This is a genomic window from Micavibrio aeruginosavorus ARL-13 (genome assembly GCF_000226315.1).
GTDB lineage: Bacteria > Pseudomonadota > Alphaproteobacteria > Micavibrionales > Micavibrionaceae > Micavibrio > Micavibrio aeruginosavorus_B.
Window position 1 is genome coordinate 1,691,237 of sequence record NC_016026.1, and the last position, 25,977, is coordinate 1,717,213.

Below are 25,977 nucleotides of genomic sequence, written 5' to 3' on the forward strand. Positions count from 1 at the left end.
ATATGACCATGCCCAACATTCGTTTCCGCGGCGCGATGACCGCGCTGATCACCCCCTTCGTCAACAATGCGGTTGACTGGAAGGCGTATGATGATCTGGTTGAATGGCAGGTTGAGCAGGGCATTCATGGTGTTGTCGCCTGTGGTACCACGGGTGAATCGCCGACTTTGACGAAAGATGAACATAAATCCATTGTCGAACGCACCGTTGCCGTGGTCAAGGGGCGCGTGCCGGTCATTGCCGGAACGGGCAGTTACTCCACAGATTTAAGCATCGAAACTACCCTGTTTGCCCAGAATGCCGGGGCCGATGCCGCCCTGGTCGTCACACCTTATTATAACAAACCGACCCAGGACGGGCTGTTCGCCCATTTCAAGGCGATCCATGACGCCACCAATATCCCGATTCTGATTTACAACATCCCGGGCCGCAGCGTTGTGGACATGACCAACGACACCATGGTCCGCCTGGCCGAACTGCCGCGTATTGCCGGGGTCAAAGATGCCACCGGGCAACTGGACCGCCCGACATTGATCAAGGCCCGGGTGAAGGATGATTTCTGCCTGATCTCTGGCGATGACGGCTCGGCCCCCGGCTATCTGGCCCAGGGCGGGCACGGCGTGATTTCGGTGATTTCCAACCTCGCCCCGCGCGACAGCGCCGCAATGCAGGACGCATGGGTTGCGGGTGATTTGAAAACATTCGCCGCCTTGCGCGATAAGCTGGCCCCGCTCTGCCGTGCCACCATGATTGAGACATCCCCGGCCCCGGTGAAATACGGCGCGGCCCGCATGGGGCTGTGCCGGGATGAGGTGCGCCTGCCCCTGGTTCCCGCAACCACCAATGCCCGCGCCGTGATGGACGAGGCGATGGAAAAGGCCGGCTTGATTTCCGCCGGAAGTGGCACCATAGTGCGGGCCCATGGCTAAGAAAGACAAGAAAACAGGCTTAATTTCTGTCAACCAGACGGTTACCGATAACCGCCGGGCGCGATTTGACTACCATCTGGAAGAAAAATTCGATGCCGGAATTGAATTGACCGGAACCGAAGTCAAATCCCTGCGCCATGGGCAATGCAGCCTGAACGAAGCCTTTGCCGGCGATCATGACGGTGAAATCTGGTTGTATAATTGCTATATCGCCGAATATCAGCAAGCGGGCACCCATTTACAACACGCCCCGCGCCGTCCCCGTCGTCTTCTGCTGAAAAAGAAGGAAATCCACCGTTTGATGGGGGCCGTCACCCGTGATGGCTATACCATTGTGCCCGTGAAGCTGTATTTCAACGCAAAAGGTCTGGCCAAGGTTGAAATCGCACTGGCCAAGGGCAAGAAACAATACGACAAACGCGAGACCAGCAAAGAACGTGACTGGGGTCGCCAGAAACAGCGCCTGCTCAAGTCCCGGGAATAGCCCCCACCCCCAATTTTTGTTACACTATACGTTCGAAATTTAGAACGGAGGATTGGTGTGGCATTTTTTCGGACTCTGACATTGGTACTGTGCGTTGGTTGCGCGTTTGGTTTTTCAATCCCCTCTTATGCGACCAATACGACGGCCCCGACATCACCGGCAGAGGCCGCACCCGCAAAACCGGAAACGCCGATTGATGTTGCCAATGAAATGGCACGGCGATTGCGCGCATGTAAGGACATTCAGCTGTCGATGACACGGCTGCGCTGTTACGACGATACGCTGGCCGATTATAATTTACAGAGCCTGACATTGGCCGATCTGGGCCAGGATATTGGCAAGTGGGATATCATCAACGAAAAATCCAGCATTTCCGGGCGGCATAACATCATGCTCAGCCTGAAAGCCAACGCCCCGATCATGACACCCAGAGAGGGGAATGTGTGGCCCACGCTGGTCATGCGGTGCCGCGATGGCCAGACGGAATCCTATCTGGTGTTTCACGTCAACCTGGCCGATAAAAGCAAAAACACCCGCCCCCGCACCGCCGTTACCACACGATTTGATGGCGGAAAACCGACAACGGTGATGTGGGATTTATCGCAGGACAATCTGGGTGCCTTTGCCCCCGATGCCAGCGCATTGATTGAATCCGCTTTGGCAAGCGAGCGTTTGTACACTCAGGTCACCCCGCCAACAAAAAGCATGATCGAATCCACCTTCGACCTGCGCGGGCTGGACAAAGCGATCGTGCCCCTGAAAAACGCGTGCGCGCAGTAAAAATGTCTCAAACCTAAATAGCGTTCCCGCGAAAGCGGGAATGCTCGTGTAAAGAAAACGTGGCCTCTCCGAATAAAAAAGCCCGCCGGGGGAGATCGGCGGGCTTCTTTTCCTTGGTGCTGAAACCAAACTTTTATTGCAGGTGATTAGCTTGCCTTGCGGCCACGCTTCGGTGCTGCATCATCATCGGACGCATCAACGGTGTCATTCACCGCATCCATTGTGGCGTCCGAGGCTTCTTCAGCGCTGTCCGGGCCCACCAGCATGGCATCGGCAACAACACCGGCCTTGGTGCGGATTTCATTTTCCAACTTCGCGGCCACTTCCGGGTTATCACGCATGAATTGCTTGGCGTTTTCACGGCCCTGCCCGATGCGTTGCCCGTCATAGGAGAACCAAGCGCCGGATTTTTCAACCAGGTTGCCTTGAACACCCAGATCGATCAATTCACCCATTTTCGAAATGCCTTCGCCGAACATGATATCGAATTCGACCTGACGGAACGGTGGGGCCATTTTGTTTTTCACGACCTTCACGCGCGTCTGGTTCCCGACCGGGTTTTCCTTGTCCTTGATCGTACCGATGCGGCGGATGTCCAGACGGACGGACGCGTAGAATTTCAGCGCGTTCCCACCCGTTGTGGTTTCCGGTGAACCGAACATCACACCGATTTTCATACGGATCTGGTTGATGAAGATCACGATGGTGCGGGACCGGGAGATTGAGCCCGTGATTTTACGCAAAGCCTGCGACATCAGGCGGGCCTGCAAACCAACGTGGGAATCGCCCATCTCGCCTTCCAATTCCGCACGCGGAACCAACGCAGCCACCGAGTCAATCACCAGAACATCCAGCGCACCGGAGCGCACCAGCGTATCGGCAATTTCCAGCGCCTGTTCGCCCGTATCCGGCTGGGAGATCAGCAGGTCATCAATATTCACGCCCAATTTCTTCGCATAGGACGGGTCCAGCGCGTGTTCCGCGTCAACGATGGCGCATGTGCCGCCCGCCTTTTGCGCCTCGGCAATAACCTGCAGCGCCAGTGTGGTTTTACCCGACGATTCCGGACCGAACACTTCGATAATCCGGCCACGCGGCAGACCGCCAATACCCAGCGCGATATCCAGCCCCAGCGAACCGGTCGAAACGGCTTCAACCTGCATCGGGTTGGAATCACCCGTCAGTTTCATGATCGAGCCCTTGCCAAAAGCACGTTCGATTTGAGCCAGAGCGGCATCCAGTGCCTTTGTCTTTTCGGCGTTGCTGCGTTGTTCCATAGCGGTTTCTGCCTTGTTCATAGAAGTGACGGTCATTTGATATCCCCTGATTTTGCATGGTCGGACCGGGTTTGCAACGCAAGTCCCGGTCGTTTTCGATTCTGTCCTCTGATTGCAACTGTACCGCATTTGTTCTCTTTGTAAAGCGCAAAAGAGAACAAAATAAAAACATTTGAGGATAAGGTGGATTTGTACTCTAATTCAAAGGATTAGACAGCACGAAGCGCCGCAAGCGCGAAGCGGGTTGATTGCCACATATCGGCCGCGCCCCGGCACGTCACGCGCCACCCCAGCGCCAGCGCACGCACAGAATCGGCCTGCGACCGATCCGCAGAGGGGCGGATAAAATCCGTATAATTTTCCACCAGAACGGGCGGGCGAACCGCGGCTGCAAAGCTGCTGCGTAATGCTTTTGACCCCGGCAGGGCCGGAATGGCCGCATAAAGTCCAGTCAGCGCAACCAGCACCGTGCTGCCCCCCGGAACGGGAAGCGGTGTTGTCAGACAAATCAGATAGGTCATGAAGAAAGGGTAGAGCCACGGGCGTTTTTTCGTGCCGTCGCGCACCATGCCCGACAGGCTTTCGGCCAGCGCCGCGCTGCGCAGGCTGTTCCGTCCCCAGAACGACAGCCGGTTAAACCGGGCCGTCAGGCTTTCATCATACGCAGATCCCATTCATTGCCCCTGCCCCTCCTGCCTTATGTTTTTTACGCCTTATTCTGTGTGTTTTCTGGCGTTTTGTTCCCACCAGTCTACACAAAAAAACAACGCGTTAGAAGGAGGCTGGCTGTGGGACAAAAAACTTGCACAATTTTCCATATCTTTATACGATCCCCCCGTAAAAAGATGCCAGAAAGCAGGAGGCGCCCATGAACGGGACACGGCCAAAAATGCAAAGAAACGCCACGGGAATCGCCAGCGCCCTGACATTGGGTTGCGCCCTTGCGTTTAACACGGCCAGCGCCGCAGCGGCGGAACAATCCCTGCACCTGCACAACCTTCACACCAAGGAAACAATCAACGTTGTTTACAAACGGGACGGGAAATACGTTCCCGCTGGATTGAAACAGATCAATCACCTCCTGCGCGATCATCGCCGGAACGAAGAAACACAGATCAACCCCAAAACGCTCGACCGCCTCTACGACATTGGTCAGACGGTCAAACGCAATTACCCCAGCATTGCGATCAAATTTGAAATTATTTCCGGCTACCGCGCCCTGCAAACCAATAACGCATTGATCGCCGCTGGCGGATCACAGGGGAAAGATTCCCAGCACACGCATGGCAACGCCATTGATTTCCGCATCCCCGGCGTACGCACCGAAACATCACGCGATGTGGCGTGGTGCACAGGGTCCGGCGGTGTTGGATATTATAAACAAGACGGTTTCGTTCATATCGACACAGCCCGAAAACGCTTCTGGCCCGCCAACTGGAACCCGGCGCACGTGAATTGCGCAAAGTTTAAGTAAGGGCGCCCCTACTCCTCCAGCGCTTCCTTCACCTTCGCGGCCAGCTGTTTCAACGTGAACGGCTTGGGCAGGAACCAGATATTTTCACCCATATGTTCTTTCAACTTCTCCTCCGTATAACCGGAGACGAAGATGATTTTCAGGTTTGGGTTTTCCTGGCGCAGGCGACGGGCCAGGGTTGGGCCATCCATATTCGGCATGATCACATCGGTCACGACCAGATCAACCGGCATGGTGCCGCCATGTTTTTCCTTCAAGGATTCAATGACAGCCAAAGCCGCCTCGCCGCTTTCGGCATCCAGAACCTCGTACCCCTTGTTGGTCAAAGCGCGGGTGGAGAAGGTCCGCACGGCATCTTCATCCTCGACCAGCAGGATGCGTGCGGTCCCGGTCAGGTCGCGTGTCGTATCTTCTTCAACATCCTTGTGGTCGTCATGTTCGATTTCGGTATCGGACAGGCGCGGCAGATAGATGGTAAAGGTCGTGCCCTCGCCCACCACGCTGTCGATGCCCAGATATCCGCCCGTTTGCCGCACGATCCCGTAAACGGTGGCCAGCCCCAGACCGGTGCCCTGCCCCACTTCCTTCGTCGTGAAGAACGGTTCCAGAATGCGGGCCATGTTTTCCGGCGGAATACCGCACCCGGTATCGGTGACCGCAATGGCCACCCAATCGCCCGCCGGCATTTCATCGGTGCCACAGGTCATCGGTTTATCATTGCGGAACGCGCGTGTTTCAACGGTCAATTGTCCGCCGCCATCCATGGCATCGCGCGCATTCACGGCCAGGTTAATCAGCACCTGTTCCATCTGGCCCACATCGACCCGCACCAGACCAAGATCCGAACCATGCACAACATCCAGATCAATGTTCGCACCAATCAAACGGCGCAGCAGGTGTGAAATTTCCGTGAGAATATCGGTGATGTCCTGCACCTTCGGGCGCAAGGTCTGCTGCCGTGAAAACGCCAGCAACTGGCGCACGAGGTTCGCGGCGCGGTTGGCGTTTTGTTTGATCTGCATAATGTCCGAAAACGACGGATCGCCCGGCTTGTGCCGCAGCAGCAACAGATCGCAGAACCCGATCATCGCGGTCAGCAGGTTATTAAAGTCGTGCGCCACGCCGCCGGCCAGTTGCCCGATGGCCTGCATCTTCTGCGACTGGACGAACTGGGCTTCCAGCGCTTTCTGGCGGCTCAAATCAATGAAGTGCAAAACCACGCCATCGCTGCCCCGGAACCGGCGCGCGAACATTTGCGTGGTGACATTGCCCTCAAGCCCGAGGAGTGTGACCTCCATCGGCGCGGGCATGGCGGCCACGCCCTTTTGCGGAGCATGGACGATTTTATCCAGCGCATCCATCACGGCGGCGCGGTCGTCTTCGTGGATCAATCCTTCGAAATGGCGGCCTTCGAATGTTTCAACCTGACCATCCAGCATGGAGGCCAGCGCATGGTTGACGTCACCCAGAACGCCGTCGGCATTCAGCATGGCAATGCCCAACGGCGCCTCTTCGAAGAACCGCTGGAAGCGGTCTTCGGACGCTTTCAAGGCCTGCTTCATCGCACGTTCGGCGGTCAGATCGTGCACAACGCCCCGCGTCCGCACCGCGCCATCGGCTTCGTTCACAACGGCTTGAGAAATGGATGCGGTGAAGGTCTTGCCCGCCGGGCCCTTCATCAGCAATTCAACAACCTGCTTCGCCCCGCCGCCCTCGACGACATCATACGGGTGTGCATCACTGGGCGGCTGGTCCAGATAGGTGTGCAGATGCCCGTGCGCCAGCAAATTTTCAATATCTTCACCCAACCAGCGCGCCAGCGTCGCGTTCACGAACACGAATTTCCCGGTTTCATCGACCGAAAAGAACCCCACCGGGGCATTGTCGGTAAAGTCGATCAGCTTTTCACGCTCTTCACGCACGGCGCGGTCGTTCGCGCGCTGTTCGCTGATATCATCAATGCGCCAGTGGATATACCCCGCCCACCCGGCAATCGGCTGGGCCGTGACGATAAACCAGTAATCGGAATCACCACGCACGCTGTGCAGTTCGATGGAATCCGTCAGCCCGCGATGCGCCTGATCCGCCAGAAGGCGGAAATGCATGGCGGCTTCGTCGTCATCGGTGAAAAATTGCGCCAGCGTTTGTAAATTGGGCGCACCAATGCCGTCACATAATTCGGAAAAACGCTGGTTGAAATAAATGCTGTTATCCGCACCATCGGTGATCAGGCGCGCCCCACGGCTGCCCTCAAGCACCTCACGCAGAAGCGCACGTTCCTTTTCCTGTTTGGCGTGCAGTTTAAACCCGCGCTGCATCAAAAACGCCACACCCGTGGCCAGCAGGAACGCCGCCCCGGCCACCGCGACACTTTCCCGCGGCACATCCATAAACATGGCCACACCCGTACACACCGCGGCATAGGCCACAATCGCACCCGACGCCATCAACAAACGGCGGCGGCTGCTCGGCGCAGGGACTTCGCCCACGCCTTGGGCGGAACGGTGATGACGGGCAATAAATTCAGAATGATCGGTGCGCATAGTCCAAAGAATATGCCATATCGAACAAGGCATTAACAGGGGGAAATAGGCTTATTTCAGCTTGCCCTTTTGACGGAAGACGAAGGAGATAATTTCGGCCACGGCCTTGTAATGCTCCGCCGGAATCACTTCATCCACCTCGACCGTGTCATACAAACTGCGGGCCAATGGCGGGTTTTCGTGGATGGTGATTTTGTGTTCCTTGGCCAGTTCCCGGATACGCAGGGCCACCTGATCCATACCTTTGGCCACACACAACGGCGCTTCCATTTTTTCCGGGTCATATTGCAGGGCCACGGCAAAGTGGGTCGGGTTGGTGATAACCACATCGGCCTTGGGCACGTTGGCCATCATGCGCTGACGCGCTTTTTCCGCACGCAACTGGCGCAGCTTCGCCTTGACCATCGGGTCCCCTTCGGTCTGGCGGTATTCGTCTTTCAATTCCTGTTTCGACATGCGCAGTTTTTTCATGTGGTCCTGGCGCTGGTACACCACATCAATCACGGTCAAAACGACCAGCGCCATCAGCACGCCCATCATCAGACGGATAATCAGATCCTCGGTTTCGTGCATAATGTCGTACATTTCCAGTCCGACGGTATGCTCAACACTGCCGTAATACGGCATCAGCAAGACCGTACCCACCGCGCCGACAATGCCGAATTTCAAAAGCCCTTTAAAAAACTCCATCAGCGACCGTTTCGAAAACAGCCGCTGAAATCCTTTTTTGATGGAAATTTTACTGATATCCGGTTTGATCACTTCCGGGGCAAGCAACGGCCCCACCTGAATAAACCCACCGATAAAGGCGATAAACATAAACGCCACCAGGGGAATGCCAATCGCCCCCATCACCATCCAGAATGAATCACCCAGCAGCGACGAAATCATCCCCGGCCCGGTCGAGGCCTGCCCGGCCATTTCGATATAGGACCGCAAATTGATGGTCAGCTTTTCCATCAACGGCCCGGCAAAGGCCATGATCATAATGGTCCCGGCCAATAACATGACAAAATTATTGACCTCGCGGCTCATCGGGACTTGGCCGCGACGCCTGGCATCCTCCAATTTTTTCTGGGAAGGGTCTTCTGTTTTAGAGGAATCGTCTTCTTCATCTGACATCGGGTTTATCCTCCCGATGACATGAGGAAGAACACCATGCCTTCCTCAAACTGGTGCAGCCAGAACAACATCCCCGCCGACAAGATCAGCGCGAGCGTCATCAGCGAAATCAAAATCTGCACCGGAATGGCGATCATAAAAACCTGGATTTGCGGCATCAGGCGCGACAACACGCCCATGCCGATATAAATCATCAACCCCACAACAATGAACGGGGCCGACACCTGCACGCCGATGCGGAAACTGGCGGAAATGGCCTGACCAATCATATCCGCCATACCACCAACATCGGGCAACGATCCCACCGGAAACATATTGTATGAATCCGCGACCCCCATCAGCAGCAGATGGTGCAGGTTCGTACTGAAAATCAGCACCATCCCCATGACGGACAGAAACGCGCCCAGAATTGACCCCTGCGTCGAAAACGCCGGGTTGAACAATTGCGCGTTGCCCAGACCGGATTGCATTGACATGATCATGCCCGCCGTATCCAGCGCCGCCATCAGGATACGCGACACCGTGCCGATAAACATGCCGATGATAAATTCCATGACAATCAGGCTCAGCAACATGGTCGTACCCGGTATCGGGTCCGGCATATGCGGGGCCACGACCGGCGCCATCACCAGCGCCAAGGCCAGCGCCAAATGCAGGCGCACATTCTGCGGTGTAAAGGAATCGCCCAATCCCGGCATAATCATCAACGCCGTCCCCACCCGTACAAAGGTCAGGATAAAGGCAAACACGCCAGTGGTGATGAAATGCTGAAGCGTTTCCATCTTACTGAATCGCGATCATGCGATCCGCCAGAGTTTCCATGAAGGCAATCAACGCCGTCGCCATGCCCGGCAGGAAGATAAACAGCGCAATAAAGATCGCCAGAATTTTGGGAACGAACACCAGTGTAATTTCCTGAATCTGGGTCAGCGCCTGAACCAGCGCAATCGACACCCCCACAACCAACCCGACCATAAGCGTCGGGGTGCTGAGCTCGATGGTCAGCATGATGGCTTCACGGGCAACTTCGATGATTTCTTCTTCGTTCATAATTCAATTATACGGGATCAGCCATGCCACGCGATACCCGTTTTGGGGGTGAATACGATTATCCTCTGGAAATTGAAGTATTTTATCGGAAAATGAAAAGGCCACCCAAGGTGGCCCATCCATTCATTATCCGATTAAATCGGCATCCGCATAATTTCCTGATATGCGTTGATCATCCGGTCGCGGACGGCGACGACGGATTGCAGGGTCAGTTCGGCGGCGGTGACCGCTTCGACCACGTCGGCTAGGCCGGCTTTGCCGATAATCGCCTGGGCCTGCACCGTTTCGGCGTTTTTCATGGTGGCGATGGATTCGGTCGCAGCCTTTTCAATCAGGGAACCGAACGACACCGCACCATCTTCGGCGGCCACACCGGCGCCGGATGCGGTTTTGGCCATATTGGCGTAGGCGTTGGCGGCCATTGCGGGACTTGCGACTGAATTTACCATGGCTTTAAACCTTAATTGTTACACCCTGTTATTATACCATAAAACCGTTATTGGCGCAGAAGATTTATTGTCTGCATCATCATGGTCCGGGATTGTTCGATCATCCCCAGATTGGCCTCGTATGACCGCTGGGCTTCGCGCATATCCATCATTTCCACGATCGAGTCGATGTTCGGCATTTTCACATAGCCTTTATCGTCAGCAGCCGGGTGGTCCGGTTGGTATTTCAGGACGAACGGGGTTTTCTTGTCCGTGCCGATTTTGGACACTTCCACCATTTCGGCCCCGGTTGCGCGGTCCAGTTCATTTTTGAACGTGACCGTCTGGCGGCGATACGGGTCGGCCCCCGGCGTTGTGCCCGTGGAATCCGCGTTGGCCATGTTTTCGGCCACCACGCGCACGCGCGTGCTTTGGGCGCGCATGCCTGCGGCGGAAACCGATAACGCTGTGAACATATCATCTGCCATTTTAAACCCCTTTTATTCCTTGTCCTGTGCTTACTTGCTTATCGACCGACGCCCAATGCGGTGCGGATCATGCTGACGTTCTTCTGGTACATGCTGGTCATCAAATTGTAATCGATCTGGTTTTTGTTGGCGTTGACCATCTGCTCTTCCAACACAACCGCATCGCCTGTCGGCGCCACGTCATAAACCTTTTTCATTTCCGGGCTGCGGGCCGTTTCGACCTCGTTCGGGGCCGGCATATGGCGCGGATCGGTGGTCACCGGGCGGACCACGTTTTCCTTGGTCACGTTTTTCAATACGGTGCCGAAATCGACCTTTTCCAGATCATGCGGGCGGTAGCCCGGCGTATCGGCGTTGGCCACGTTCTGGGCCAAAACGTTCTGGCGCTGGTCCAGATAGTTCATTTTTGCGCCGATTGCTTTGAACAATCCTATATTTTGTGTTGTCATGGCGTTTGGGCCTTTTTGTTCGTTAAACCGTACCAACCGCTAAAAGCTTTGCAGGATCTGTGCCAATGGCCGATTATACCGAAAATGGCGGGAAAAAGCCCGGGGGCGATCCACTTAAGCCACTGAATTTAAAAGAAAAAACAAATAAACGCGCGGCCGCCGTGGCGATTTCCGCCACCGGCGAACCCGGGGATATGCCGACCATTTCTGCCGCCGGACGGGGCAAAATTGCCGAGCAAATATTACAGCTCGCCTTCGCCAACGGCGTCCGCGTGCGTGAAGACAGCGCCCTGGCCGAAATGCTGGTGGCGCTGGAAGTCGACAGCCCCATCCCCACCGAGGCCATTATGGCCGTGGCGGAGGTGCTGTGTTATGTCTATCGCGCCAACGGGGAACCAAACCCCTTTGACGCCATTCTGCAAGACGATATGCAGGAACCGGGCCAAGACGATTAAAAGCCCACCTTTTCCATCCTTTGCACCGCAATACAGATTTTCTGTAAAGTCAAAAAATCCCCCTTGTCCATAATCCCGATTTTCTGCTTATGTGTCCCCAATCAATAAAAATACCAACGCACGACAGGGACATGGCTATGGGTGACCTTACGAAATCACGCCGCAATTTTCTAAAAACCACCGCAATCGGTCTGGGCGCTTTATTCCTGAGCAGCCTGACCCCGCATTTTGCCGAAGCCGCACGATCGAACGACATTCGTCCCGTCGCCCGCGCGCAAAGCAACATCGTCATTGACGTGAACACCGGCCGCATGTTGAGCGGCCACAATGTTGATGGCCTGCGCTATGCCGCATCGCTCACCAAAATGATGACGGCCCTGCTGGTCTTCGACGCGTTGCGTGCTGGCGATGTGACATTGCAGGAACCCGTCACTTTTTCCACCCGTTCACAAAACGTCGAACATTGGCGTTTGAATGTTGGCGCTGGCAATACGCTGTCCGTCAATGACTGCCTGATTGCGCTGCTGACCCGTTCCAGCAACGATGTTGCCGTAGCATTGGCGGAACATATCAGCGGCAGCGAAGCGAATTTTGTTGAAGCCATGAACCGCAAGGCCCGCCGTTTGGGCATGACAAACACGCGGTTTTATGATGCGTCTGGATTGAACAACCAGTATCAGCGCACAACCGCCCGTGATATGGCCACGCTGGGCCGGCATATTGTGCTGACCTATCCAACACGGCTGGACTTTTTTGCCCATGCGGAATTTTCGTATCACACGGATCGCACGCTGGGTCGCCGCCCGTATAATGTGAACCGTCTGGTCCGCGATACAACCATGCCGCAATCGCAGGCGCGTCTCCAACTGGATCGCATTGGTCTGACCCCGATGGGAATGAAAACCGGATTTATCCGTAATTCATGGCACAACCTGGTCGCGTTGGCCGGCGATGCCAATGGCAACAAAGTTCTGGCCGTTGGATTTGGCGGGCAATCACAACCCGCTTTGGCCAACACACTGGCCGGATTGATGGTTCAGGGATACAACGCCCTGCGCCAGGAACATGGCATCCCGCTCAACCGCCCCCTGCCCGCCCGGGCCCCGGCGCAGTATCGCGATCCGCGGTTGAATCTGTTCTAAAACCACATCATCCGCTTAAAATCTGTGCATCCCCGGGCATCCGGGGGTGCGCGGAATTGACTCACGCCCCCCATACGGCCATGCTGGACCCGCTATGGAATTGTTATCTTTGACAGATTTTGCCCGTTTTGCCGCCGCCCTGATCTTCGTTCTGGCGTTGATGGGGGGATTGAGCCTGATTATGCGCCGGATCAATGCCGGGCGCCTGCCCGTCACCGGGACCAACCGGCAAATGCGTGTGGTTGAAGTTTTGCCGCTGGATGCGCGCCGCCGCGCCATCTTGCTCCAGCGTGGACGCGGCAGCGATGCGCGCCAGCATCTGGTCATTCTCGGCCCCAACGGGGAAACAATCGTTGAAACAGGAATAGTGGTAAGCGATGACACAGCCAAAAACGGATAATGCCCCCCGCCGCATTGTGAAGAACAAAGTCGCCCTGTGGGGATTGGCGTTGTCCGCCATATCCATGGTCATCCTGATGATCCTGATCAACACGCCCGCCTTTGCACAAAGCGTGACACTGGACATGGGTGCCGGCGCACAGGACGGCACGGTCAGTGGCCGCGTTGTTCAGTTGGTTGCGTTACTGACCATTCTGTCGCTGGCGCCATCTATCCTGATCATGATGACGTCGTTCACGCGGATTATTGTGGTGCTGTCCTTCCTGCGGACCGCCATCGGGATTCAGCAGACGCCGCCAAACACGGTGATGATTTCACTGGCCATCTTCCTGACCTTCTTCATCATGGCTCCGACGTTCCAGACCGCGTATCAGGCGGGCGTCGTCCCGTTGATCGAAGAACAGATTGACGAAGTCGAAGCCTTCAAACGCACCGTTGAACCGTTCCGCGAATTCATGGTCAAGCATGTGCGGGAAACCGACCTGGCCCTGTTCGCGCAAATGAACCAGTCCGAACCCTTCCCCAGCCCGGAAGCCGTACCGCTGCAGGTATTGATTCCGGCCTTTATGATTTCGGAATTGCGCCGGGCTTTTGAAATCGGGTTTATGCTGTTCCTGCCCTTCGTGATTATCGACATGGTCACGGCGTCCATCCTGATGTCCATGGGTATGATGATGCTGCCGCCTGTGATGATCTCACTGCCGTTCAAAATCGTATTCTTTGTTCTGGTGGATGGCTGGCACCTGCTGGCCGGAACATTGGTGCAAAGTTTCGATGTCGGCGCCGTTCCGATCAATATGCCCGCCCCGGCGTTGATCCCTGATGTTCCGGCAGAAGCGATCGGAACCGTACCTTAAGCTTTCAGCAGATCATCAAGGTCAAGCGCCTCACTTTTCATCGCCAGTTCACCTTCGGGCGTGAACGGCCAGTGATCGCGCGGTTTATCCCAATATAACTCAACCCCGTTTTGATCCGGGTCCCGCAGATATAGGGCCTCGCTGACACCGTGATCGGCGGCACCATCCAGCGGAATGCCCGCAGCCATGACACGCCGCAACGCGTCAGCCAGCAAACTCCGCGTCGGATACAGGATCGCCGTATGATACAGCCCCGTCGTACCCGGTGCAGGCGGCGCCCCATTCAGGCTTTCCCATGTGTTCAGTGCAATATGATGGTGGTAATCACCCGACGCCAGAAAGACCGCCCCGCGCCCATAACGCTGGGTGATCCTGAACCCTAAAACGCCGTGGTAGAAGGCCAGCGCCCGGTCGATATTGGCCACTTTTAAATGGACATGCCCGATCCGCACGCCATCGGCCACTGGAGAAAAATCATTCATGAAAGCCATCCGGACACAACGTTACAGCCATCATGGTATGTAGATGGCGTTACCTTGCAATCAACCCCGTTAATGTCAGTTAGAAGGCTGGTCCGATGCGCGGTAGGTGTCCAGAAAATCCTTGAACAAATCAACTTCGGACACCAGGGCCGCGATACTTTCGCGGTCCGAAGCCAATGTGGACGTGCGGGACCGCGTCACAACATCAAACAATTTTGACCGCGATGTTTTCATCATCTGATCGCCGAAGCGTTCACGCATATTGGCCAAAGCCACACGGTCGCCCGCCAGATTAAGCGCCACAGCACGGTTCAGGATAATATCGGCCTGTGCCTGCGTCAGCGGACGTTCCGCCACAATCGCCTGATCCACAATCAAATCCTGCAATGCAATCGCCGCATCCTGCCAGCGCCCGGAATTCCACGCAATATCAGCGCGCAGGCGATTGATGTCGGGGGACGGCGGATAGGTATTCAAAATCGCCAGAGATTCGTCCACGCGCTTGAGTTCAGACAAAGCCCGCGCCCGCAACATGGCCGCTTCGCGCAATTTTTGGTTCACGCTATCGTCCTTGGGCAATCCGGCATAGGTCGTCGTGGCCTTGTCCAGAACACGCAAGACCGGATTCGGATTATCGCTGAGCAGGTAAATGGCGGCCAAACGCAATGACGTATCCGCCGCTTCGCGACCTTGCAGGCGATAATCGACCTGATACTGCAACAAGGTCGCGGCACGGCCCAGCAGGTCGGCGTCGACCAGACGTTCGGCCAGACGGCGGATCAAACGGTTGCCATCATCCCCATCGGGCGTCAGTTCGCGAAATTCCTCGTAGACTGTAATCGCATCAACCGGACTCATCTTGTCCAGCGCGTCGCTGAGGAACAGATTTTTGAATGAATCCGTCATCATATACGCGATGTCGTTGGAAATGTCGGTCCCCGGGCTCATCGCCACGGCATCGCGCAGGATGCTGAACCCCTTCATATAACGGGCCTGATCCAGATAGAGTTTTCCCAGACGGGAATTGATCTGGGCCTCCAGCTCGTCACCGCGCCACATATAGCGCAAGCCTTCCAGGCGATCGACCGCCTCCTCCAGCTTGATCGTCCCCTGATCCAGTTGCAACATGGTCAGCGCCAACCCGGCCTTGGCCCGGTACAGATCATCTTTTCCCGTCAGCAACGGTTTCCAGTATTCTTCGGCTTTTGTATATTCCTTGTTCTGGCGGTGCGCCTCGCCGCGCAGATAATCCATCGTGGCGACCGTCCATGGCTGCAGATGTTTCTGTTCTTTCTGCAACATGCCCAGCATGGATTCCGCCGCCTTCACCTCACCCGACCGCAGGGCGATTTCGGCCAGACGCAACAGCATCCGCTCCTGTAACCGACGCGGATATTCGGACACAATCGTCATATCGGCCGGCAATAATTTCTTCGCCTGTTGCCAGTCTTCCAAACCGGCGGCGGCATAAGCGCGCCAGTAATCCAGTTCTGGGTAATCTTTTAACGCCGGAGTGTTCAGGTCACGGAAACCATCTTCGAACATGCTGGCCATGCTAAGCGCGACACCGCGCAGGGCCAAAAATTCAGGGCTTTCTTTGATATCCGGCATTTCGTTTTCAGCAAAACGCAACAGACCAACGGCCTCCTGCCCACGGTCATTGGCCATGTTCATTTTCGCCATCATCAACAAATCCTGCACCCGGCCAGATTTGTCTTTCTCCGCCATACCGGCCAGCAGGATGTGCTGGTTATCATGCAGGGCGTTCAGCCCCCCCATCATCCAGCGGTTGAAATCGAACATACGCGGCGTTTTTGTGGGGTCCGTTGCCGCCGGATTTTCGGTTTCACCGGTCGTTTTCTGTTCGATAATCCGCTGCGTTACATCGCGCATCCGCGACAGCGCCAATCCACCCGGGCGCGTTACCGCGATGCCGCCAGCGCGCTTTTCAAACTTCACATCATCGGCCTTGGGCACAATCGCCAGACCGATAGAGGAATTCAATTGTTCGAAATCGACGAAATTCCGTTCCGTGCCCGCAAACTGATCCGCGGCATCGACCGTGGCGACCAAAATCGTGTCGCCAACATCGGGGTCAACAATGCTAATATTTTTCGTGACCAACGGCATCGACCATACCATCGCCCCACCACGAATATCATCGCCCGTTTTAAATTCGCGCGTTGGCGATGTCGGCTCGACCGCTTTATCCTTCGGCGATACAATCACGCGCCAGATCAAGCCGCCGCCCTCACCCTCAATCGTCGCCGCCCCTGGCATACGTGTGCGATAAGCCACGGCACCTTCGGATGTTGCTACTTTTTCAAACGGTGTAAAATCTTCTTTCTTCGGCCCATTGATCTGGGGCAACACCGACAGAGATGGGCGGTCAATCACCAGCCATAAATATCCGTTACGTTCAAACGCGGCCAAGCCCATTTCCTCGGTCGAGGACACGGTAATGACGTGCGGGTCCGCGATGCGGGCCGCCTCCTGCTCCAGAACGCTTGGCCCCTGCTCCACCGGAGCGACGGGTGCAGCCACAGCAACAGGGGCAGGTTCAGTCACAGGTGATGGCGGAACAACGTCCGCCGCCGGTTTTTCAGCTGCCGGCTTTGCCGCTGGCGTTGGGGCCTTTGCGGCCTGTACGGGTTTCTCTTCCGCTGGTTTGGGCGGCACCGGAGCCTCGGCGGCCTTCGCCCCGCTGGCGGAATTGTAAACATCAACCACCACGCGATCACCGATCAGAAAGTGGCGATATTTGCTGTCCGCCGGAATGCGAATGCGGATTTTTAAATTTTCATCATCGGCGGATAGTTTTTCAACCGATGACACGTTGGGCAATTTTTCAACCGCCGTTAAATCCGGTACCGCATTTTTGCGGAAGGTCAGGTCAAGAACACCCGGTTCCGTTTGTTTCAAATCATATGGAGCGGACGTTCCCCAATCGAACACCACGCGCGCATAATCGTCATGTGTTCCGGTGCGAATGGACACACGGTCCTGGGCCCATGCCATGGGCATGAGCGCCGTCAAACAAACGCCGGTGAGCAGAAACAGACGCACCATTCAATAATCCGGATTATTCCCCAAAGGACACAGTAAATTTATGGAAAGGCAGAGTCGGGATACACGCGCTCCGCCCGCCAATCGTAGTTCATTATAACAATATCCACGCGTCTGGACAGGTCCAGTCTGCGGTCTTCGGGCAAAGACGTGCCAATATCGTCATACCGGCCCCGCCCTGCGCCCTGAATGGTTACGGGATAGGTGTAACCGACATTGTCCAATATCGCCGCAACGGCCGCCGCCCGCGCCATCGACACATCCCAATTTGTCGTAAAACCGAAATTCTTCGCCACATCCACAGCACTCGGGTCAGCATGCCCGACCAGCGTGATTTTATTTTTAATCCGCGCCAGAGTGGCCGCAAGGCTGTACAACGCCTTTCCGCCCTCGTCCTTCACGCTGGCCTGTCCCGGTTCGAACAACAAATCTTCCGACAGGGATATGATCAACGAATCATAACGCGGGATCAGAACAACGCGGCCGGCCAAATCGGCATGACGGTCAATCACCGATTGGATCAAGGCCTGCAGGTAGCGGATATCCAGCGCCTGATCAAAATTGATTTTGGCGATATTGATTGTTTCTTCCGGCCCGGCGTTCATTTGCGCGCCATAAAAACGGTTGAATTCCTGTTGCAGGGCGGATGTAATTTCAGAGAATGATTTTTTCTCCGGTTCCGACATGGCGAACAGCAAGACGAAGAAAGTCAACATCAACGCCATCACATCCGTGAAGGTCGTCAACCACAAAAACGGATTACCATCGGCCGCCGCATCACCCATACGGCGATTATTCCGCCGCGGCATTTTTTTGGGCGCACCCGCAACATCAAAGGCATGCTTGGCCGTGCGTTTAGGGGGCGTTGCCATCATCGCCTCCACGGTCTACGGGGGCTGGTTCATTATTCCCGGGAACGATGATTTTCGATGCATCCATTTTTTCGTAGCGCAGGAAAAATAAATCAACCATCGCCGCATCACCCTGTTGCACCGATGCCGTAATTTGCTTGGCGGGCAAGCCTGCTTTCTCAATCGTTTCCGCCATGGCATCGACGGCACGGATTGTCTCTTGCAAAGCCTGTGGCGCCAGCCGCTGCATCCGCGCCGGATTTTCGACAACGTTATAAGTAATTTCCATGCGGAAGGGTTGGCCCCGGTCTTCGGACCGCAACATCACAACCAAGGTCGGCAGGAAATAATTCTGAAAGGCGGACTCCTTGTTCGTTCCCGCCGGGGCCACGCGCTGGCCAATCGCGGTCACGGCCCGCTCGAACGCATCACGCGGAACGCGCACGTGCATCATGCCGCGTTCCTTGTTCATCACCACTTCATAAGACGGAATTTGCGCCTGGAACAGGCCACTCACGCGGTCCAGCGTATCGCCGTCATAAATGGACGTTTCAATGGATTTCGTGACCGACGGGCGCATATCACCGCGCTGGATAATTTTGGACGCAAACGTGAATTCCAGGCTTTCCATCACGTTGCGGGCCTTTAATTCCTCAAACGTGGAAATGGAATTCAGAACGATAAAAAACGCCAGCAACATAATGAACAGCGACAGCCCCAGAAGCTGGGATGCCAGCCCCTGCCCCTGTGGTTCAATATTCTTGCGTCTGCGTTTCATGGATTCTGCCGATCAGTTTTGCGGCAACATGGGCATTTTTTTCTGTTCCGCCATCAAAATGGTCACCGTGCGGGCGCGTTCGGCATCCATTTCGGCCAGAATGGGGGCGGATTTCCGTTCCGACATACGCGTCATCACCGCGATCAAAACATCCAGATCCAGCGTATTGAAAATGCGCGCGGCGTCCTTTGCCTTCATGCCTTCGTAAATTTTAACCAGGCTGGCAATCCGGGCCTCTTCTTCTTCAGACCGCTTTTGCATCAACCCTTCAATCTCGGTCCGCACCGTATTCAGCTCACGCAGTTTTTGATCCAGCTCTCGCTCCGCGGCGCTCAGCAACGCTTCGCGCACGGCCATTTCCTTTTCCTTGGCGTCCAGCTGGTCACGGCGTTTGGCCAGATCCTGATAAATTTCGGCTTTTACCGATGAATAATCGATATCGGTATCCCCCGCATCTTTCCATTCAACGGATTCAGCATCATCAAATTCGGGTTTCGGCTTGATCTCCTCACCCGGCGCATCCAGATCCAGACGGCCCGGAATTTCATCTTCGGCCACAGCCGCCTCACCCTCTTTTGCGGCAGCTTCGGTTGGGGATATGGCCGGGGGTGCGGCATGTTCGTCCGCGTCCACCTCTTCCTGCGCCATGGCGGAGCCCATATGACCCAGACCATAGGCAAAATCACCCACGCGCACGGCAAACGCCATGCTGGCCACAAGGACCAGCATAGGCATCATCCGGATTTTACTGCGCAGGTTCATAAAGACTTACCCCAAAGAAATCAGATGGCCCACCGATTAACGGCGGCCCTTATTGATGGCGGCGAACAATTCGCGTTCGGCTTTGCTGTGGAACAGATCGGCGTCATCGTCGCCGCTGGACAGATCGTCCTCAACCCCGTCGACGCCCGCATCGTCATCTTCAAATTCACGATCGCGGATATTAAACCCGGCGATGGCCGGTTCTTTCCGCTTCACACTGGCGGCCACAGCGCCCAAACCCGGCGATGCCGCACCACTTGTATCAATCCGTGCCGCCGTATCCCGGCCACGATCCGCCAGACGTTCCAGACGTGCGGCCAGATTGTCCCCGGCTTCGGTCATGATGTTCAGTTCATCGGCTTGAATGCGCGCCTTGTTCATGCGCTCCTGCAATTCCGCACCGGCCTCGCGCGAGGCGGATTTCATGCCGGCAATGGCGGCTTCGGCCCGGTCGATATTGCGCGATAAATCCTGAACCAATTTGTCCAGTTCTTTACGGCTGCTGCGAAACGCCGCCATGTTCGACGACAGGCGCACGGAAAAGAAGATCGTCACCGCCAGAAACAGCAGGACAATTCCGTCCAAAATCATACCAATCAATGCGCCGTCCATGATTATTGATCATCCTTTTCCGGCGGGATGTAGCGTTCAACGCGCACGGCAATATTGCCCTGCTTCTGGCCCACAGGCCCGCGGAACATCGGGAAATGGCCGCAGCGCAATTCCAGATCATCATCCACACTTGTATTAAAGACCACGCGCGTGCCAACTTTCCAGTTCAGCAGATCGTGCAGCGATACAGTCTTTTCGGCCAGAACCGCCTGCAACTGCACTTCGGTTTTGTACAGTTCCTGGGTCAAGTGGTTTTCCCAGATGGAGTCACGACCGAATTTTTCACCCATGAACATCTGCAACAGCAGTTCACGGATTGGTTCCAGCGTTGCATACGGGATCAGAATTTCAATACGCCCGCCGCGATCACCCATATCCACACGCAGACGGGCCAGAACGCACGCGTTCCCCGATTGCGTAATCGTGGCAAAACGCGGGTTGGTTTCCATGCGGTCCAGCTGGAAGCTGACCGGGGCCAACGGGTCAAACGCCGTGGACAAATCGCTGAGCGTCACGCCCACCATGCGTTCAACCAGCTTTGTTTCAATCGTGGTATAGGGGCGCCCTTCGACACGAATGGCGGGCGTGCCCTTACGTCCGCCCAACAACACATCCACCACCGAGTAAATCAGTGCGGAGTCTGTGACCAGCAAGCCGTTGTTATCCCACTCCTCCGCCTTGAACACCGACAACATGGCGGGCAGCGGGATAGAGTTCATATAATCGCCGAAACGCACCGTGGACACCTGGTCCAGCGAGACTTCAACGTTATCGGATGTCAGATTGCGCAAGGATGTCGACATCAAACGCACCAGACGGTCGAACACAATGTCCAACATCGGCAGGCGTTCATAGTTCACCATGGCGGAATTGATCAGGGCCATCACGCCCGACATTTCCTCGCCACCCGAAATTTCGTCATCAAAGCCCAGCAGAGAGTCGATCTCATCCTGGTTCAGAATACGGGTGCCGCCGTCTTCCTCTTCGTCAAAACCGCCATCAAATGACGGCGTGGCGTCGGCCTTCGCCGCGCCAGAATCGGTACCGTCGCCCCATTCTTCCATCATGGCGCGTTCGGCATCGGTCATTTGTTCCAGTTCGGTATCGCTCATAATCTTTAAAATCTTGGCGCTGGCCGTTACTCTTTACTGTGTTACGCAGGTGGCTTTGCAAACTTCATGCCACAAAATCCTCTATCCCTTTATTGTATCAGGATTTCCTGAAACAGGACATCTTTGACCTCAACCGGATAGGCCGCCGCGTTCACGCGAGACAGCAATTCCATTTGCAGACGGTAAATGCCCGCAGATCCGCGTAAATCCTTGACGCGCAGCTCGCGCAAATAGGTCTGGAACTGGTCCACCACGCGCGGCATCACGGCTTGCACCGCAGCCATATCGGCCTGGTTTGCCACTTCCAACTGAACCTTCAAACGCAGATAGCGTGGCTGTTCATCCGGGCCGGACAGGTTGACCAACATGTTTGGAATTTCAAGGAAAACCGGGCCACCCACAACGCCGCCATGGCCGTCGCTTTTGCCATGGGCATCCGCTTTTTTGCCGTGACCATCATCAGCGGCCGCATGTTCTTCGGTGGCCTCACCCTTCTTCAAAATTTTGTCGAGTGCGCCGGTGAAATACAACCCACCACCCGCGCCGAGCAAAAGAAACAGCGGCACAACGGCGAACAATACAATTTTCTTCGCGTTAAACTTCTTGCCACCACCTTCGGCGGCAACGTCTTCGCCTGCGCCGTTTTCGGTGTCGGTGTCATCTGTCTGGTCGGCCATGGAACTCATCCTGTTTGGGTCGGGGCTGAGAGCCTTTCAGATAAAAAGGCCAGCCCCATGAAATATATAGCGAATCTATTATCAGGCTATCATACCTTGGCGCGCAAGGCCCCCCTTTCATAAATCCGTTACCGAAATTCGTGCCCGTCGCATGGAAAAAATTGCCCCATGCCGGCGCATTTTTGCCCAATCCGGCAAATAGCCGCCCGCCAAGCCCCCAGCCAGGCGCATGAAAAGCAAGTCAATACATTGATAAATAACAATATTTAAAACTGGCACGCCGGGTGCATACCCTTTGGGGGGAAGGCTCAGGCTCGCAAGCCAGAAGTTTTTCGGAAAATAATCGGGTCAACAAGGGACCAGACAGACAATGGAAAATTCGATCTACACCGGATTGTCACGTCAGATGGCGCTTCAAAGCGACATGAACACGATTGCGAACAACCTCGCCAACGTGAACACACCGGGTTATCGCGGCCAGTACATGCTCTTTACAGAATATGTGGAAAAACCGAAGGGGATCGAAGACCCCCTCTCCATGGTCATGGATTACGGCCAGTTTATCAGCAACAAGCCCGGCCCGATGCAACATACGGGCAACCCGCTGGATGTGGCCATGCAGGGCCCTGGTTTCATCGGCATCACGCGTGGCGGAGAAACATTCTACACCCGCGCCGGAAATTTCATGCTGGGCGAAGATGGGGCCTTGGTCACGCCGACGGGCGATCGCGTCGCCAGCGCCGGCGGTTCAGCCATCATCATCCCACAGGATGCCAAGTCGGTCAGTATTGCCGAGGACGGCATGGTTTCGACGGAAAATGGTGCCGTCGGCCAGATCATGATGACCGAATTTGAGAATATCGATTCACTGGATGCCATCGGCGACAATTTATACAAAGCCAATGCACCGGGTAACCCCGCCACCGATACCCGCATGATCAGCGGCATGGTTGAGGGTTCCAACGTTAATCCGATCATGGAAATGACCCGCATGATTGATACGCAGCGCGCGTATCAGTCCGCGGCACGAATGTTGCAGAGTGAACATGACCGCCAGCGCACGATGATCCAGCGCTTGAGTCAGACACAGTAATTTAACGGGATACACGGGTAAAGGGAGCACACCATTATGATGCGTTCATTAGATATCGGCGCCACAGGGATGCAGGCACAACAGATGAATGTTGATGTCATCTCCCAGAACATCGCGAACATGACCACAACGGGTTATAAACGCCGCCGTGCCGATTTTAAGGATCTGATGTATCAAAACATCACCCGCCCCGGCACAACATCGTCCGATGCTGGCACGATTGTTCCCGCCGGTTTGCAGATGGGTCTGGGCGTGCGCGCTGCTGGTGTGTACCGCATTCACGAACAAGGCACATTGAAAGTCACGGAAAACCCGCTGGACCTGGCAATCAACGGCGATGGTTTCTTCCAGATTGAATTACCGAGTGGTGAAACCGCCTACACCCGCGACGGCGTGTTTCAGGTCAACCAGGACGGTGAACTGGTCACCGGCATGGGTTACCTGCTGCAGCCAGGCATCGTCATCCCCCAAGACACGACAGACATTGAAATTAACGAAAGCGGCCAAGTTTTCGTGAAAATACAAAACCAAACCAACATGCAGGAAGTCGGCCAGATTGAACTGAGCAGCTTCGTCAACCCGGCTGGTCTGGATGCGATTGGCGACAACCTGCTGCTGGAAACCGAAGCATCGGGAGCGCCCGTGAACGGCAACCCGAACGAAGACAATTTCGGCAGCATTCGCCAGGGCATTCTTGAAAGCTCCAACGTCAACGTGGTTGAAGAAATCACCAACCTGATCAGCGCCCAGCGTGCGTATGAAATGAACTCCAAGGTCATTTCCGCAAGCGATGAGATGCTGAGCACCGTGGTTCAATTGCGCTAATTGATAAGGGAATAAAACAATGAAACAGACCATTCTGACATCATTGGATATGGCAGCCCGCATTTCGGTGCTGGCTCTGGCCCTTGTTCTGGCGGCCTTTATCGCCGTGGCCGGGGCCCGCACAGCCCACGCCGCATCGTTGAAACAGGACGTGGTTCTGGATCAAGGCGCGCTGACCGTCGGCCATCTGTTCGACAATGCCGGTCGCAATGCTGCTTATATCCTCGGACCTGGCCCAAATGCCGGCGAAACGCTGACCCTGAATGCGTCATCCCTGCTCCGCATCGCCATGGCGCTGGATCTGGACTGGCGTCCGGCCAGCCCGACCGACAAAATTACGGTCACCCGTGCCGCCACGATCATTCCGACCAGCGATATCGAATCCGCACTGGAAGAAAAATTGAGCGAACATGGTCTGACCGGAAATTTCTCGGCCTATATCAACGGCACGAACCACGACATCATTCTGCCCGTGGATCAGGCGGCAACGGTTGAAATCGATGAAATGCGTTATGACCCGCGCACATCCACCTTTACGGCCACCGTGTACGCGCCGTCCCGTGACAAATCAACGGTGAAACTGCCGGTATCCGGCCAGGTGCGCCAGATGATTTCCGTTCCGGTCCTGAAATCTGCCCTGCGCAATGGTGATTTGATCGGCATGAATGATCTGGATTTCATTGAAATGTATGTGAAAGACATTGGTTCCGACGTTATCACTGACGCCCAGAAACTGATCAACATGACCCCGCGCCGTGTCGCCATCGCTGGCCAACCCGTCCGCGCCATGGATATTCAACGCCCGGAATTGGTCAGCCGTGGCAAGAACGTCACCATTATCTTCAAAACGGGTCCGATGATGCTGACCGCGACAGGCCGCGCCCTGCAAAACGGTGCAAATGGCGATTTGGTCCGCGTGACCAATCTGGCCAGCAACATTCAGGTTGATGCGGTTGTCACCGGATCACATGAAGTCACCGTTACAGAATAAAAAACAATAAAAGCATACGACAAGGGAAAGTAAGGAGAAGTACAATGATTGCAACAACACAGAAAAACCGCGCCAGCCGTTTTGCTCTGGTCCTGTTGATGGGCGTATCGTTGAGCGCATGCGGCGCAGGTGAGCGCCTGTCCAATGTCGGCCAGGCCCCTGGCATGAGCCCGATCGTCAACCCGCAAACACAGCCGGATTATAAACCGATCAGCATGCCGATGCCTGCGCCGGAAGTGGCGATGCAACAGCCAAACTCTCTGTGGCAATCCAACCGCAAGAGCTTCTTTAAGGACCAGCGCGCCAGCAATATCGGCGACATCCTGACCGTTGTCATCGATATCAATGATGAAGCCGATTTGGAAAACAAAACGGACCGGACCCGCAGCTCCAGCGAAAATGCCGGACTGAACAATTTGTTGGGATACGAAGCCTCGCTGGGCCAAATCCTGCCGGATGCCATCGACAACGCCAACCTGGTCGGTGCTGATGCCGATTCCAGCCATGCTGGCAGCGGTAAAATCGAGCGTGAAGAAGAAATCACGATGAAGGTCGCCGCCATCATCACCCAAATCTTGCCCAACGGAAACATGGTGATCCAGGGCAATCAGGAAGTCCGCGTGAACTTTGAAAAACGCATTCTGAACGTCGCCGGCGTGATCCGCCCGGAAGACATTGCGATCGACAACTCGATCTCATACGAAAAAATTGCCGAAGCCCGTATCATTTACGGTGGTGAAGGACAAATTACCGATGTCCAGCAACCGCGTTACGGACAGCAGGTTTACGATATTCTGTTCCCCTTCTAACCCCAGACCCGACCGTCGGCCTTTCTCGTACCCCCGAAAAGG

At 55.5% G+C, this 25,977-nt stretch carries 29 protein-coding genes; 12 read left to right on the forward strand and 17 right to left on the reverse strand.

Translation table 11 applies throughout. The features are described 5' to 3' along the window. The first annotated feature begins 8 nt into the window (after positions 1 to 8). The 3 genes from dapA to MICA_RS07990 are packed head-to-tail and all read left to right on the forward strand — an operon-like array spanning position 9 to position 2,193. Positions 9 to 929 carry a 4-hydroxy-tetrahydrodipicolinate synthase gene (gene dapA / locus MICA_RS07980; protein WP_014103224.1) on the forward strand — a complete coding sequence of 307 codons (921 nt, stop codon included), beginning with the start codon at positions 9 to 11 and terminating at the stop codon, positions 927 to 929. Then, on the forward strand, positions 922 to 1,413 hold the full coding sequence (smpB, locus tag MICA_RS07985) for an SsrA-binding protein SmpB (RefSeq protein WP_014103225.1): 492 nt from the start codon (positions 922 to 924) through the stop codon (positions 1,411 to 1,413). The genes dapA and smpB overlap by 8 nt, the downstream gene beginning before the upstream one ends. 57 nt (positions 1,414 to 1,470) lie before the next feature. Continuing rightward, positions 1,471 to 2,193 carry a type VI secretion system-associated protein TagO gene (locus tag MICA_RS07990; RefSeq protein ID WP_014103226.1) on the forward strand — a complete coding sequence of 241 codons (723 nt, stop codon included), beginning with the start codon at positions 1,471 to 1,473 and terminating at the stop codon, positions 2,191 to 2,193. 146 nt (positions 2,194 to 2,339) lie between these two features. Here the strand turns inward: MICA_RS07990 and recA are convergent, their stop codons facing one another. Continuing rightward, the gene (gene recA / locus MICA_RS07995) at positions 2,340 to 3,491 is read right to left on the reverse strand and encodes a recombinase RecA (protein ID WP_014103227.1); all 1,152 of its coding nucleotides are present in this window, start codon (positions 3,489 to 3,491) and stop codon (positions 2,340 to 2,342) included. A 188-nt stretch (positions 3,492 to 3,679) separates the two neighbouring features. Further along, on the reverse strand, positions 3,680 to 4,144 hold the full coding sequence (locus MICA_RS08000) for a hypothetical protein (RefSeq protein ID WP_014103229.1): 465 nt from the start codon (positions 4,142 to 4,144) through the stop codon (positions 3,680 to 3,682). Positions 4,145 to 4,359: 215 nt separating this feature from the next. On the opposite strand from MICA_RS08000, the gene MICA_RS08005 reads away from it, so the two are divergent. Next, a complete protein-coding gene (locus MICA_RS08005) occupies positions 4,360 to 4,944 on the forward strand; it encodes a YcbK family protein (protein ID WP_236619881.1) in 585 nt (194 codons plus the stop codon). Between the two features lie 8 nt (positions 4,945 to 4,952). On the opposite strand, the gene MICA_RS08010 is transcribed toward MICA_RS08005, so the two are convergent. The 7 genes from MICA_RS08010 to flgB all read right to left on the reverse strand — a co-directional run bounded on the left by MICA_RS08010 (position 4,953) and on the right by flgB (position 11,024). Beyond that, on the reverse strand, positions 4,953 to 7,487 hold the full coding sequence (locus MICA_RS08010) for a hybrid sensor histidine kinase/response regulator (RefSeq protein WP_014103231.1): 2,535 nt from the start codon (positions 7,485 to 7,487) through the stop codon (positions 4,953 to 4,955). Between the two features lie 51 nt (positions 7,488 to 7,538). Next, positions 7,539 to 8,609 carry a flagellar biosynthesis protein FlhB gene (gene flhB, locus MICA_RS08015; RefSeq protein WP_014103232.1) on the reverse strand — a complete coding sequence of 357 codons (1,071 nt, stop codon included), beginning with the start codon at positions 8,607 to 8,609 and terminating at the stop codon, positions 7,539 to 7,541. A 5-nt stretch (positions 8,610 to 8,614) separates the two neighbouring features. After that, positions 8,615 to 9,391: a flagellar biosynthetic protein FliR gene (gene fliR, locus MICA_RS08020; RefSeq protein ID WP_014103233.1), complete on the reverse strand. Its 777-nt coding sequence runs from the start codon at positions 9,389 to 9,391 to the stop codon at positions 8,615 to 8,617. A 1-nt stretch (position 9,392) separates the two neighbouring features. Continuing rightward, complete coding sequence (fliQ, locus tag MICA_RS08025) at positions 9,393 to 9,659, reverse strand: flagellar biosynthesis protein FliQ (protein ID WP_014103234.1); 267 nt, start codon at positions 9,657 to 9,659, stop codon at positions 9,393 to 9,395. Positions 9,660 to 9,793: 134 nt separating this feature from the next. Further along, positions 9,794 to 10,081 (reverse strand): flagellar hook-basal body complex protein FliE, encoded by a 288-nt coding sequence (locus MICA_RS08030; protein WP_014103236.1) that lies wholly within the window; start codon positions 10,079 to 10,081, stop codon positions 9,794 to 9,796. Between the two features lie 74 nt (positions 10,082 to 10,155). Further along, positions 10,156 to 10,575, reverse strand: coding sequence for a flagellar basal body rod protein FlgC (flgC, locus tag MICA_RS08035; RefSeq protein ID WP_014103237.1), 420 nt, complete (start codon positions 10,573 to 10,575; stop codon positions 10,156 to 10,158). 38 nt (positions 10,576 to 10,613) lie between these two features. Continuing rightward, complete coding sequence (flgB, locus tag MICA_RS08040; protein ID WP_041793940.1) at positions 10,614 to 11,024, reverse strand: flagellar basal body rod protein FlgB; 411 nt, start codon at positions 11,022 to 11,024, stop codon at positions 10,614 to 10,616. A gap of 65 nt (positions 11,025 to 11,089) precedes the next feature. On the opposite strand from flgB, the gene MICA_RS08045 reads away from it, so the two are divergent. From MICA_RS08045 to fliP, 4 genes are all read left to right on the forward strand, one after another. After that, positions 11,090 to 11,479, forward strand: coding sequence for an EscU/YscU/HrcU family type III secretion system export apparatus switch protein (locus MICA_RS08045; protein WP_014103239.1), 390 nt, complete (start codon positions 11,090 to 11,092; stop codon positions 11,477 to 11,479). A 137-nt stretch (positions 11,480 to 11,616) separates the two neighbouring features. Then, positions 11,617 to 12,621, forward strand: a complete 1,005-nt coding sequence (locus tag MICA_RS08050) for a D-alanyl-D-alanine carboxypeptidase family protein (RefSeq protein WP_014103240.1) — start codon at positions 11,617 to 11,619, stop codon at positions 12,619 to 12,621. Positions 12,622 to 12,715: 94 nt separating this feature from the next. Continuing rightward, the gene (locus MICA_RS08055; RefSeq protein WP_014103241.1) at positions 12,716 to 13,021 is read left to right on the forward strand and encodes a hypothetical protein; all 306 of its coding nucleotides are present in this window, start codon (positions 12,716 to 12,718) and stop codon (positions 13,019 to 13,021) included. Continuing rightward, entirely contained in the window at positions 12,999 to 13,877 is an 879-nt protein-coding gene (gene fliP, locus MICA_RS08060) for a flagellar type III secretion system pore protein FliP (protein ID WP_014103242.1), read from the forward strand. Before MICA_RS08055 ends, fliP begins: the two co-directional genes overlap by 23 nt. On the opposite strand, the gene MICA_RS08065 is transcribed toward fliP, so the two are convergent. From MICA_RS08065 to MICA_RS08100, 8 genes are all read right to left on the reverse strand, one after another. Further along, positions 13,874 to 14,359: a VOC family protein gene (locus tag MICA_RS08065; protein ID WP_041793941.1), complete on the reverse strand. Its 486-nt coding sequence runs from the start codon at positions 14,357 to 14,359 to the stop codon at positions 13,874 to 13,876. The two genes, fliP and MICA_RS08065, sit on opposite strands and share 4 nt — an antisense overlap. A gap of 75 nt (positions 14,360 to 14,434) precedes the next feature. After that, complete coding sequence (locus MICA_RS08070) at positions 14,435 to 17,428, reverse strand: tetratricopeptide repeat protein (RefSeq protein ID WP_014103244.1); 2,994 nt, start codon at positions 17,426 to 17,428, stop codon at positions 14,435 to 14,437. Between the two features lie 38 nt (positions 17,429 to 17,466). Further along, positions 17,467 to 18,300, reverse strand: a complete 834-nt coding sequence (locus MICA_RS08075) for a flagellar motor protein MotB (RefSeq protein ID WP_236619883.1) — start codon at positions 18,298 to 18,300, stop codon at positions 17,467 to 17,469. Further along, entirely contained in the window at positions 18,281 to 19,054 is a 774-nt protein-coding gene (locus tag MICA_RS08080; RefSeq protein WP_014103246.1) for a flagellar motor protein MotB, read from the reverse strand. Before MICA_RS08080 ends, MICA_RS08075 begins: the two co-directional genes overlap by 20 nt. Positions 19,055 to 19,066: 12 nt before the next feature. Then, positions 19,067 to 19,816: a MotE family protein gene (locus MICA_RS08085; RefSeq protein ID WP_014103247.1), complete on the reverse strand. Its 750-nt coding sequence runs from the start codon at positions 19,814 to 19,816 to the stop codon at positions 19,067 to 19,069. 36 nt (positions 19,817 to 19,852) lie between these two features. Then, the gene (locus tag MICA_RS08090; protein ID WP_014103248.1) at positions 19,853 to 20,428 is read right to left on the reverse strand and encodes a DUF6468 domain-containing protein; all 576 of its coding nucleotides are present in this window, start codon (positions 20,426 to 20,428) and stop codon (positions 19,853 to 19,855) included. A 2-nt stretch (positions 20,429 to 20,430) separates the two neighbouring features. After that, a complete protein-coding gene (fliM, locus tag MICA_RS08095) occupies positions 20,431 to 21,540 on the reverse strand; it encodes a flagellar motor switch protein FliM (RefSeq protein WP_014103249.1) in 1,110 nt (369 codons plus the stop codon). An 89-nt stretch (positions 21,541 to 21,629) separates the two neighbouring features. Continuing rightward, complete coding sequence (locus MICA_RS08100) at positions 21,630 to 22,217, reverse strand: flagellar basal body-associated FliL family protein (protein ID WP_014103250.1); 588 nt, start codon at positions 22,215 to 22,217, stop codon at positions 21,630 to 21,632. Positions 22,218 to 22,587: 370 nt separating this feature from the next. Between MICA_RS08100 and flgF the strand changes: the two genes are divergently transcribed. From flgF to flgH, 4 genes are read left to right on the forward strand one after another with little or no spacing between them, the layout of a single operon-like run. Continuing rightward, the gene (gene flgF, locus MICA_RS08105; protein WP_014103251.1) at positions 22,588 to 23,310 is read left to right on the forward strand and encodes a flagellar basal-body rod protein FlgF; all 723 of its coding nucleotides are present in this window, start codon (positions 22,588 to 22,590) and stop codon (positions 23,308 to 23,310) included. A gap of 39 nt (positions 23,311 to 23,349) precedes the next feature. Continuing rightward, positions 23,350 to 24,135: a flagellar basal-body rod protein FlgG gene (flgG, locus tag MICA_RS08110; RefSeq protein ID WP_014103252.1), complete on the forward strand. Its 786-nt coding sequence runs from the start codon at positions 23,350 to 23,352 to the stop codon at positions 24,133 to 24,135. 19 nt (positions 24,136 to 24,154) lie between these two features. After that, positions 24,155 to 25,126, forward strand: a complete 972-nt coding sequence (gene flgA / locus MICA_RS08115) for a flagellar basal body P-ring formation chaperone FlgA (RefSeq protein ID WP_014103253.1) — start codon at positions 24,155 to 24,157, stop codon at positions 25,124 to 25,126. A 44-nt stretch (positions 25,127 to 25,170) separates the two neighbouring features. Continuing rightward, positions 25,171 to 25,935: a flagellar basal body L-ring protein FlgH gene (flgH, locus tag MICA_RS08120; protein ID WP_014103254.1), complete on the forward strand. Its 765-nt coding sequence runs from the start codon at positions 25,171 to 25,173 to the stop codon at positions 25,933 to 25,935. Positions 25,936 to 25,977: the final 42 nt, after the last annotated feature.

What these genes read in the sequence shown, in the direction of transcription:
- MICA_RS08080 (WP_014103246.1), bottom strand. Translation starts at nt 19,054, where the DNA reads ATGAAACGCAGACGCAAGAATATTGAACCACAGGGGCAGGGGCTGGCA.
- flgB (WP_041793940.1), bottom strand. Translation starts at nt 11,024, where the DNA reads ATGACAACACAAAATATAGGATTGTTCAAAGCAATCGGCGCAAAAATG.
- MICA_RS08030 (WP_014103236.1), bottom strand. Translation starts at nt 10,081, where the DNA reads ATGGCCGCCAACGCCTACGCCAATATGGCCAAAACCGCATCCGGCGCC.
- MICA_RS08075 (WP_236619883.1), bottom strand. Translation starts at nt 18,300, where the DNA reads ATGATGGCAACGCCCCCTAAACGCACGGCCAAGCATGCCTTTGATGTT.
- MICA_RS08065 (WP_041793941.1), bottom strand. Translation starts at nt 14,359, where the DNA reads ATGAATGATTTTTCTCCAGTGGCCGATGGCGTGCGGATCGGGCATGTC.
- smpB (WP_014103225.1), top strand. Translation starts at nt 922, where the DNA reads ATGGCTAAGAAAGACAAGAAAACAGGCTTAATTTCTGTCAACCAGACG.
- MICA_RS08010 (WP_014103231.1), bottom strand. Translation starts at nt 7,487, where the DNA reads ATGCGCACCGATCATTCTGAATTTATTGCCCGTCATCACCGTTCCGCC.
- MICA_RS08085 (WP_014103247.1), bottom strand. Translation starts at nt 19,816, where the DNA reads ATGAACCTGCGCAGTAAAATCCGGATGATGCCTATGCTGGTCCTTGTG.
- flgH (WP_014103254.1), top strand. Translation starts at nt 25,171, where the DNA reads ATGATTGCAACAACACAGAAAAACCGCGCCAGCCGTTTTGCTCTGGTC.
- MICA_RS08090 (WP_014103248.1), bottom strand. Translation starts at nt 20,428, where the DNA reads ATGGACGGCGCATTGATTGGTATGATTTTGGACGGAATTGTCCTGCTG.
- fliM (WP_014103249.1), bottom strand. Translation starts at nt 21,540, where the DNA reads ATGAGCGATACCGAACTGGAACAAATGACCGATGCCGAACGCGCCATG.
- flgC (WP_014103237.1), bottom strand. Translation starts at nt 10,575, where the DNA reads ATGGCAGATGATATGTTCACAGCGTTATCGGTTTCCGCCGCAGGCATG.
- recA (WP_014103227.1), bottom strand. Translation starts at nt 3,491, where the DNA reads ATGAACAAGGCAGAAACCGCTATGGAACAACGCAGCAACGCCGAAAAG.
- fliP (WP_014103242.1), top strand. Translation starts at nt 12,999, where the DNA reads ATGACACAGCCAAAAACGGATAATGCCCCCCGCCGCATTGTGAAGAAC.
- dapA (WP_014103224.1), top strand. Translation starts at nt 9, where the DNA reads ATGCCCAACATTCGTTTCCGCGGCGCGATGACCGCGCTGATCACCCCC.
- flhB (WP_014103232.1), bottom strand. Translation starts at nt 8,609, where the DNA reads ATGTCAGATGAAGAAGACGATTCCTCTAAAACAGAAGACCCTTCCCAG.
- MICA_RS08070 (WP_014103244.1), bottom strand. Translation starts at nt 17,428, where the DNA reads ATGGTGCGTCTGTTTCTGCTCACCGGCGTTTGTTTGACGGCGCTCATG.
- MICA_RS08045 (WP_014103239.1), top strand. Translation starts at nt 11,090, where the DNA reads ATGGCCGATTATACCGAAAATGGCGGGAAAAAGCCCGGGGGCGATCCA.
- MICA_RS08005 (WP_236619881.1), top strand. Translation starts at nt 4,360, where the DNA reads ATGCAAAGAAACGCCACGGGAATCGCCAGCGCCCTGACATTGGGTTGC.
- fliR (WP_014103233.1), bottom strand. Translation starts at nt 9,391, where the DNA reads ATGGAAACGCTTCAGCATTTCATCACCACTGGCGTGTTTGCCTTTATC.
- MICA_RS08055 (WP_014103241.1), top strand. Translation starts at nt 12,716, where the DNA reads ATGGAATTGTTATCTTTGACAGATTTTGCCCGTTTTGCCGCCGCCCTG.
- flgG (WP_014103252.1), top strand. Translation starts at nt 23,350, where the DNA reads ATGCGTTCATTAGATATCGGCGCCACAGGGATGCAGGCACAACAGATG.
- fliQ (WP_014103234.1), bottom strand. Translation starts at nt 9,659, where the DNA reads ATGAACGAAGAAGAAATCATCGAAGTTGCCCGTGAAGCCATCATGCTG.
- flgA (WP_014103253.1), top strand. Translation starts at nt 24,155, where the DNA reads ATGAAACAGACCATTCTGACATCATTGGATATGGCAGCCCGCATTTCG.
- MICA_RS08000 (WP_014103229.1), bottom strand. Translation starts at nt 4,144, where the DNA reads ATGGGATCTGCGTATGATGAAAGCCTGACGGCCCGGTTTAACCGGCTG.
- MICA_RS08050 (WP_014103240.1), top strand. Translation starts at nt 11,617, where the DNA reads ATGGGTGACCTTACGAAATCACGCCGCAATTTTCTAAAAACCACCGCA.
- MICA_RS08100 (WP_014103250.1), bottom strand. Translation starts at nt 22,217, where the DNA reads ATGGCCGACCAGACAGATGACACCGACACCGAAAACGGCGCAGGCGAA.
- flgF (WP_014103251.1), top strand. Translation starts at nt 22,588, where the DNA reads ATGGAAAATTCGATCTACACCGGATTGTCACGTCAGATGGCGCTTCAA.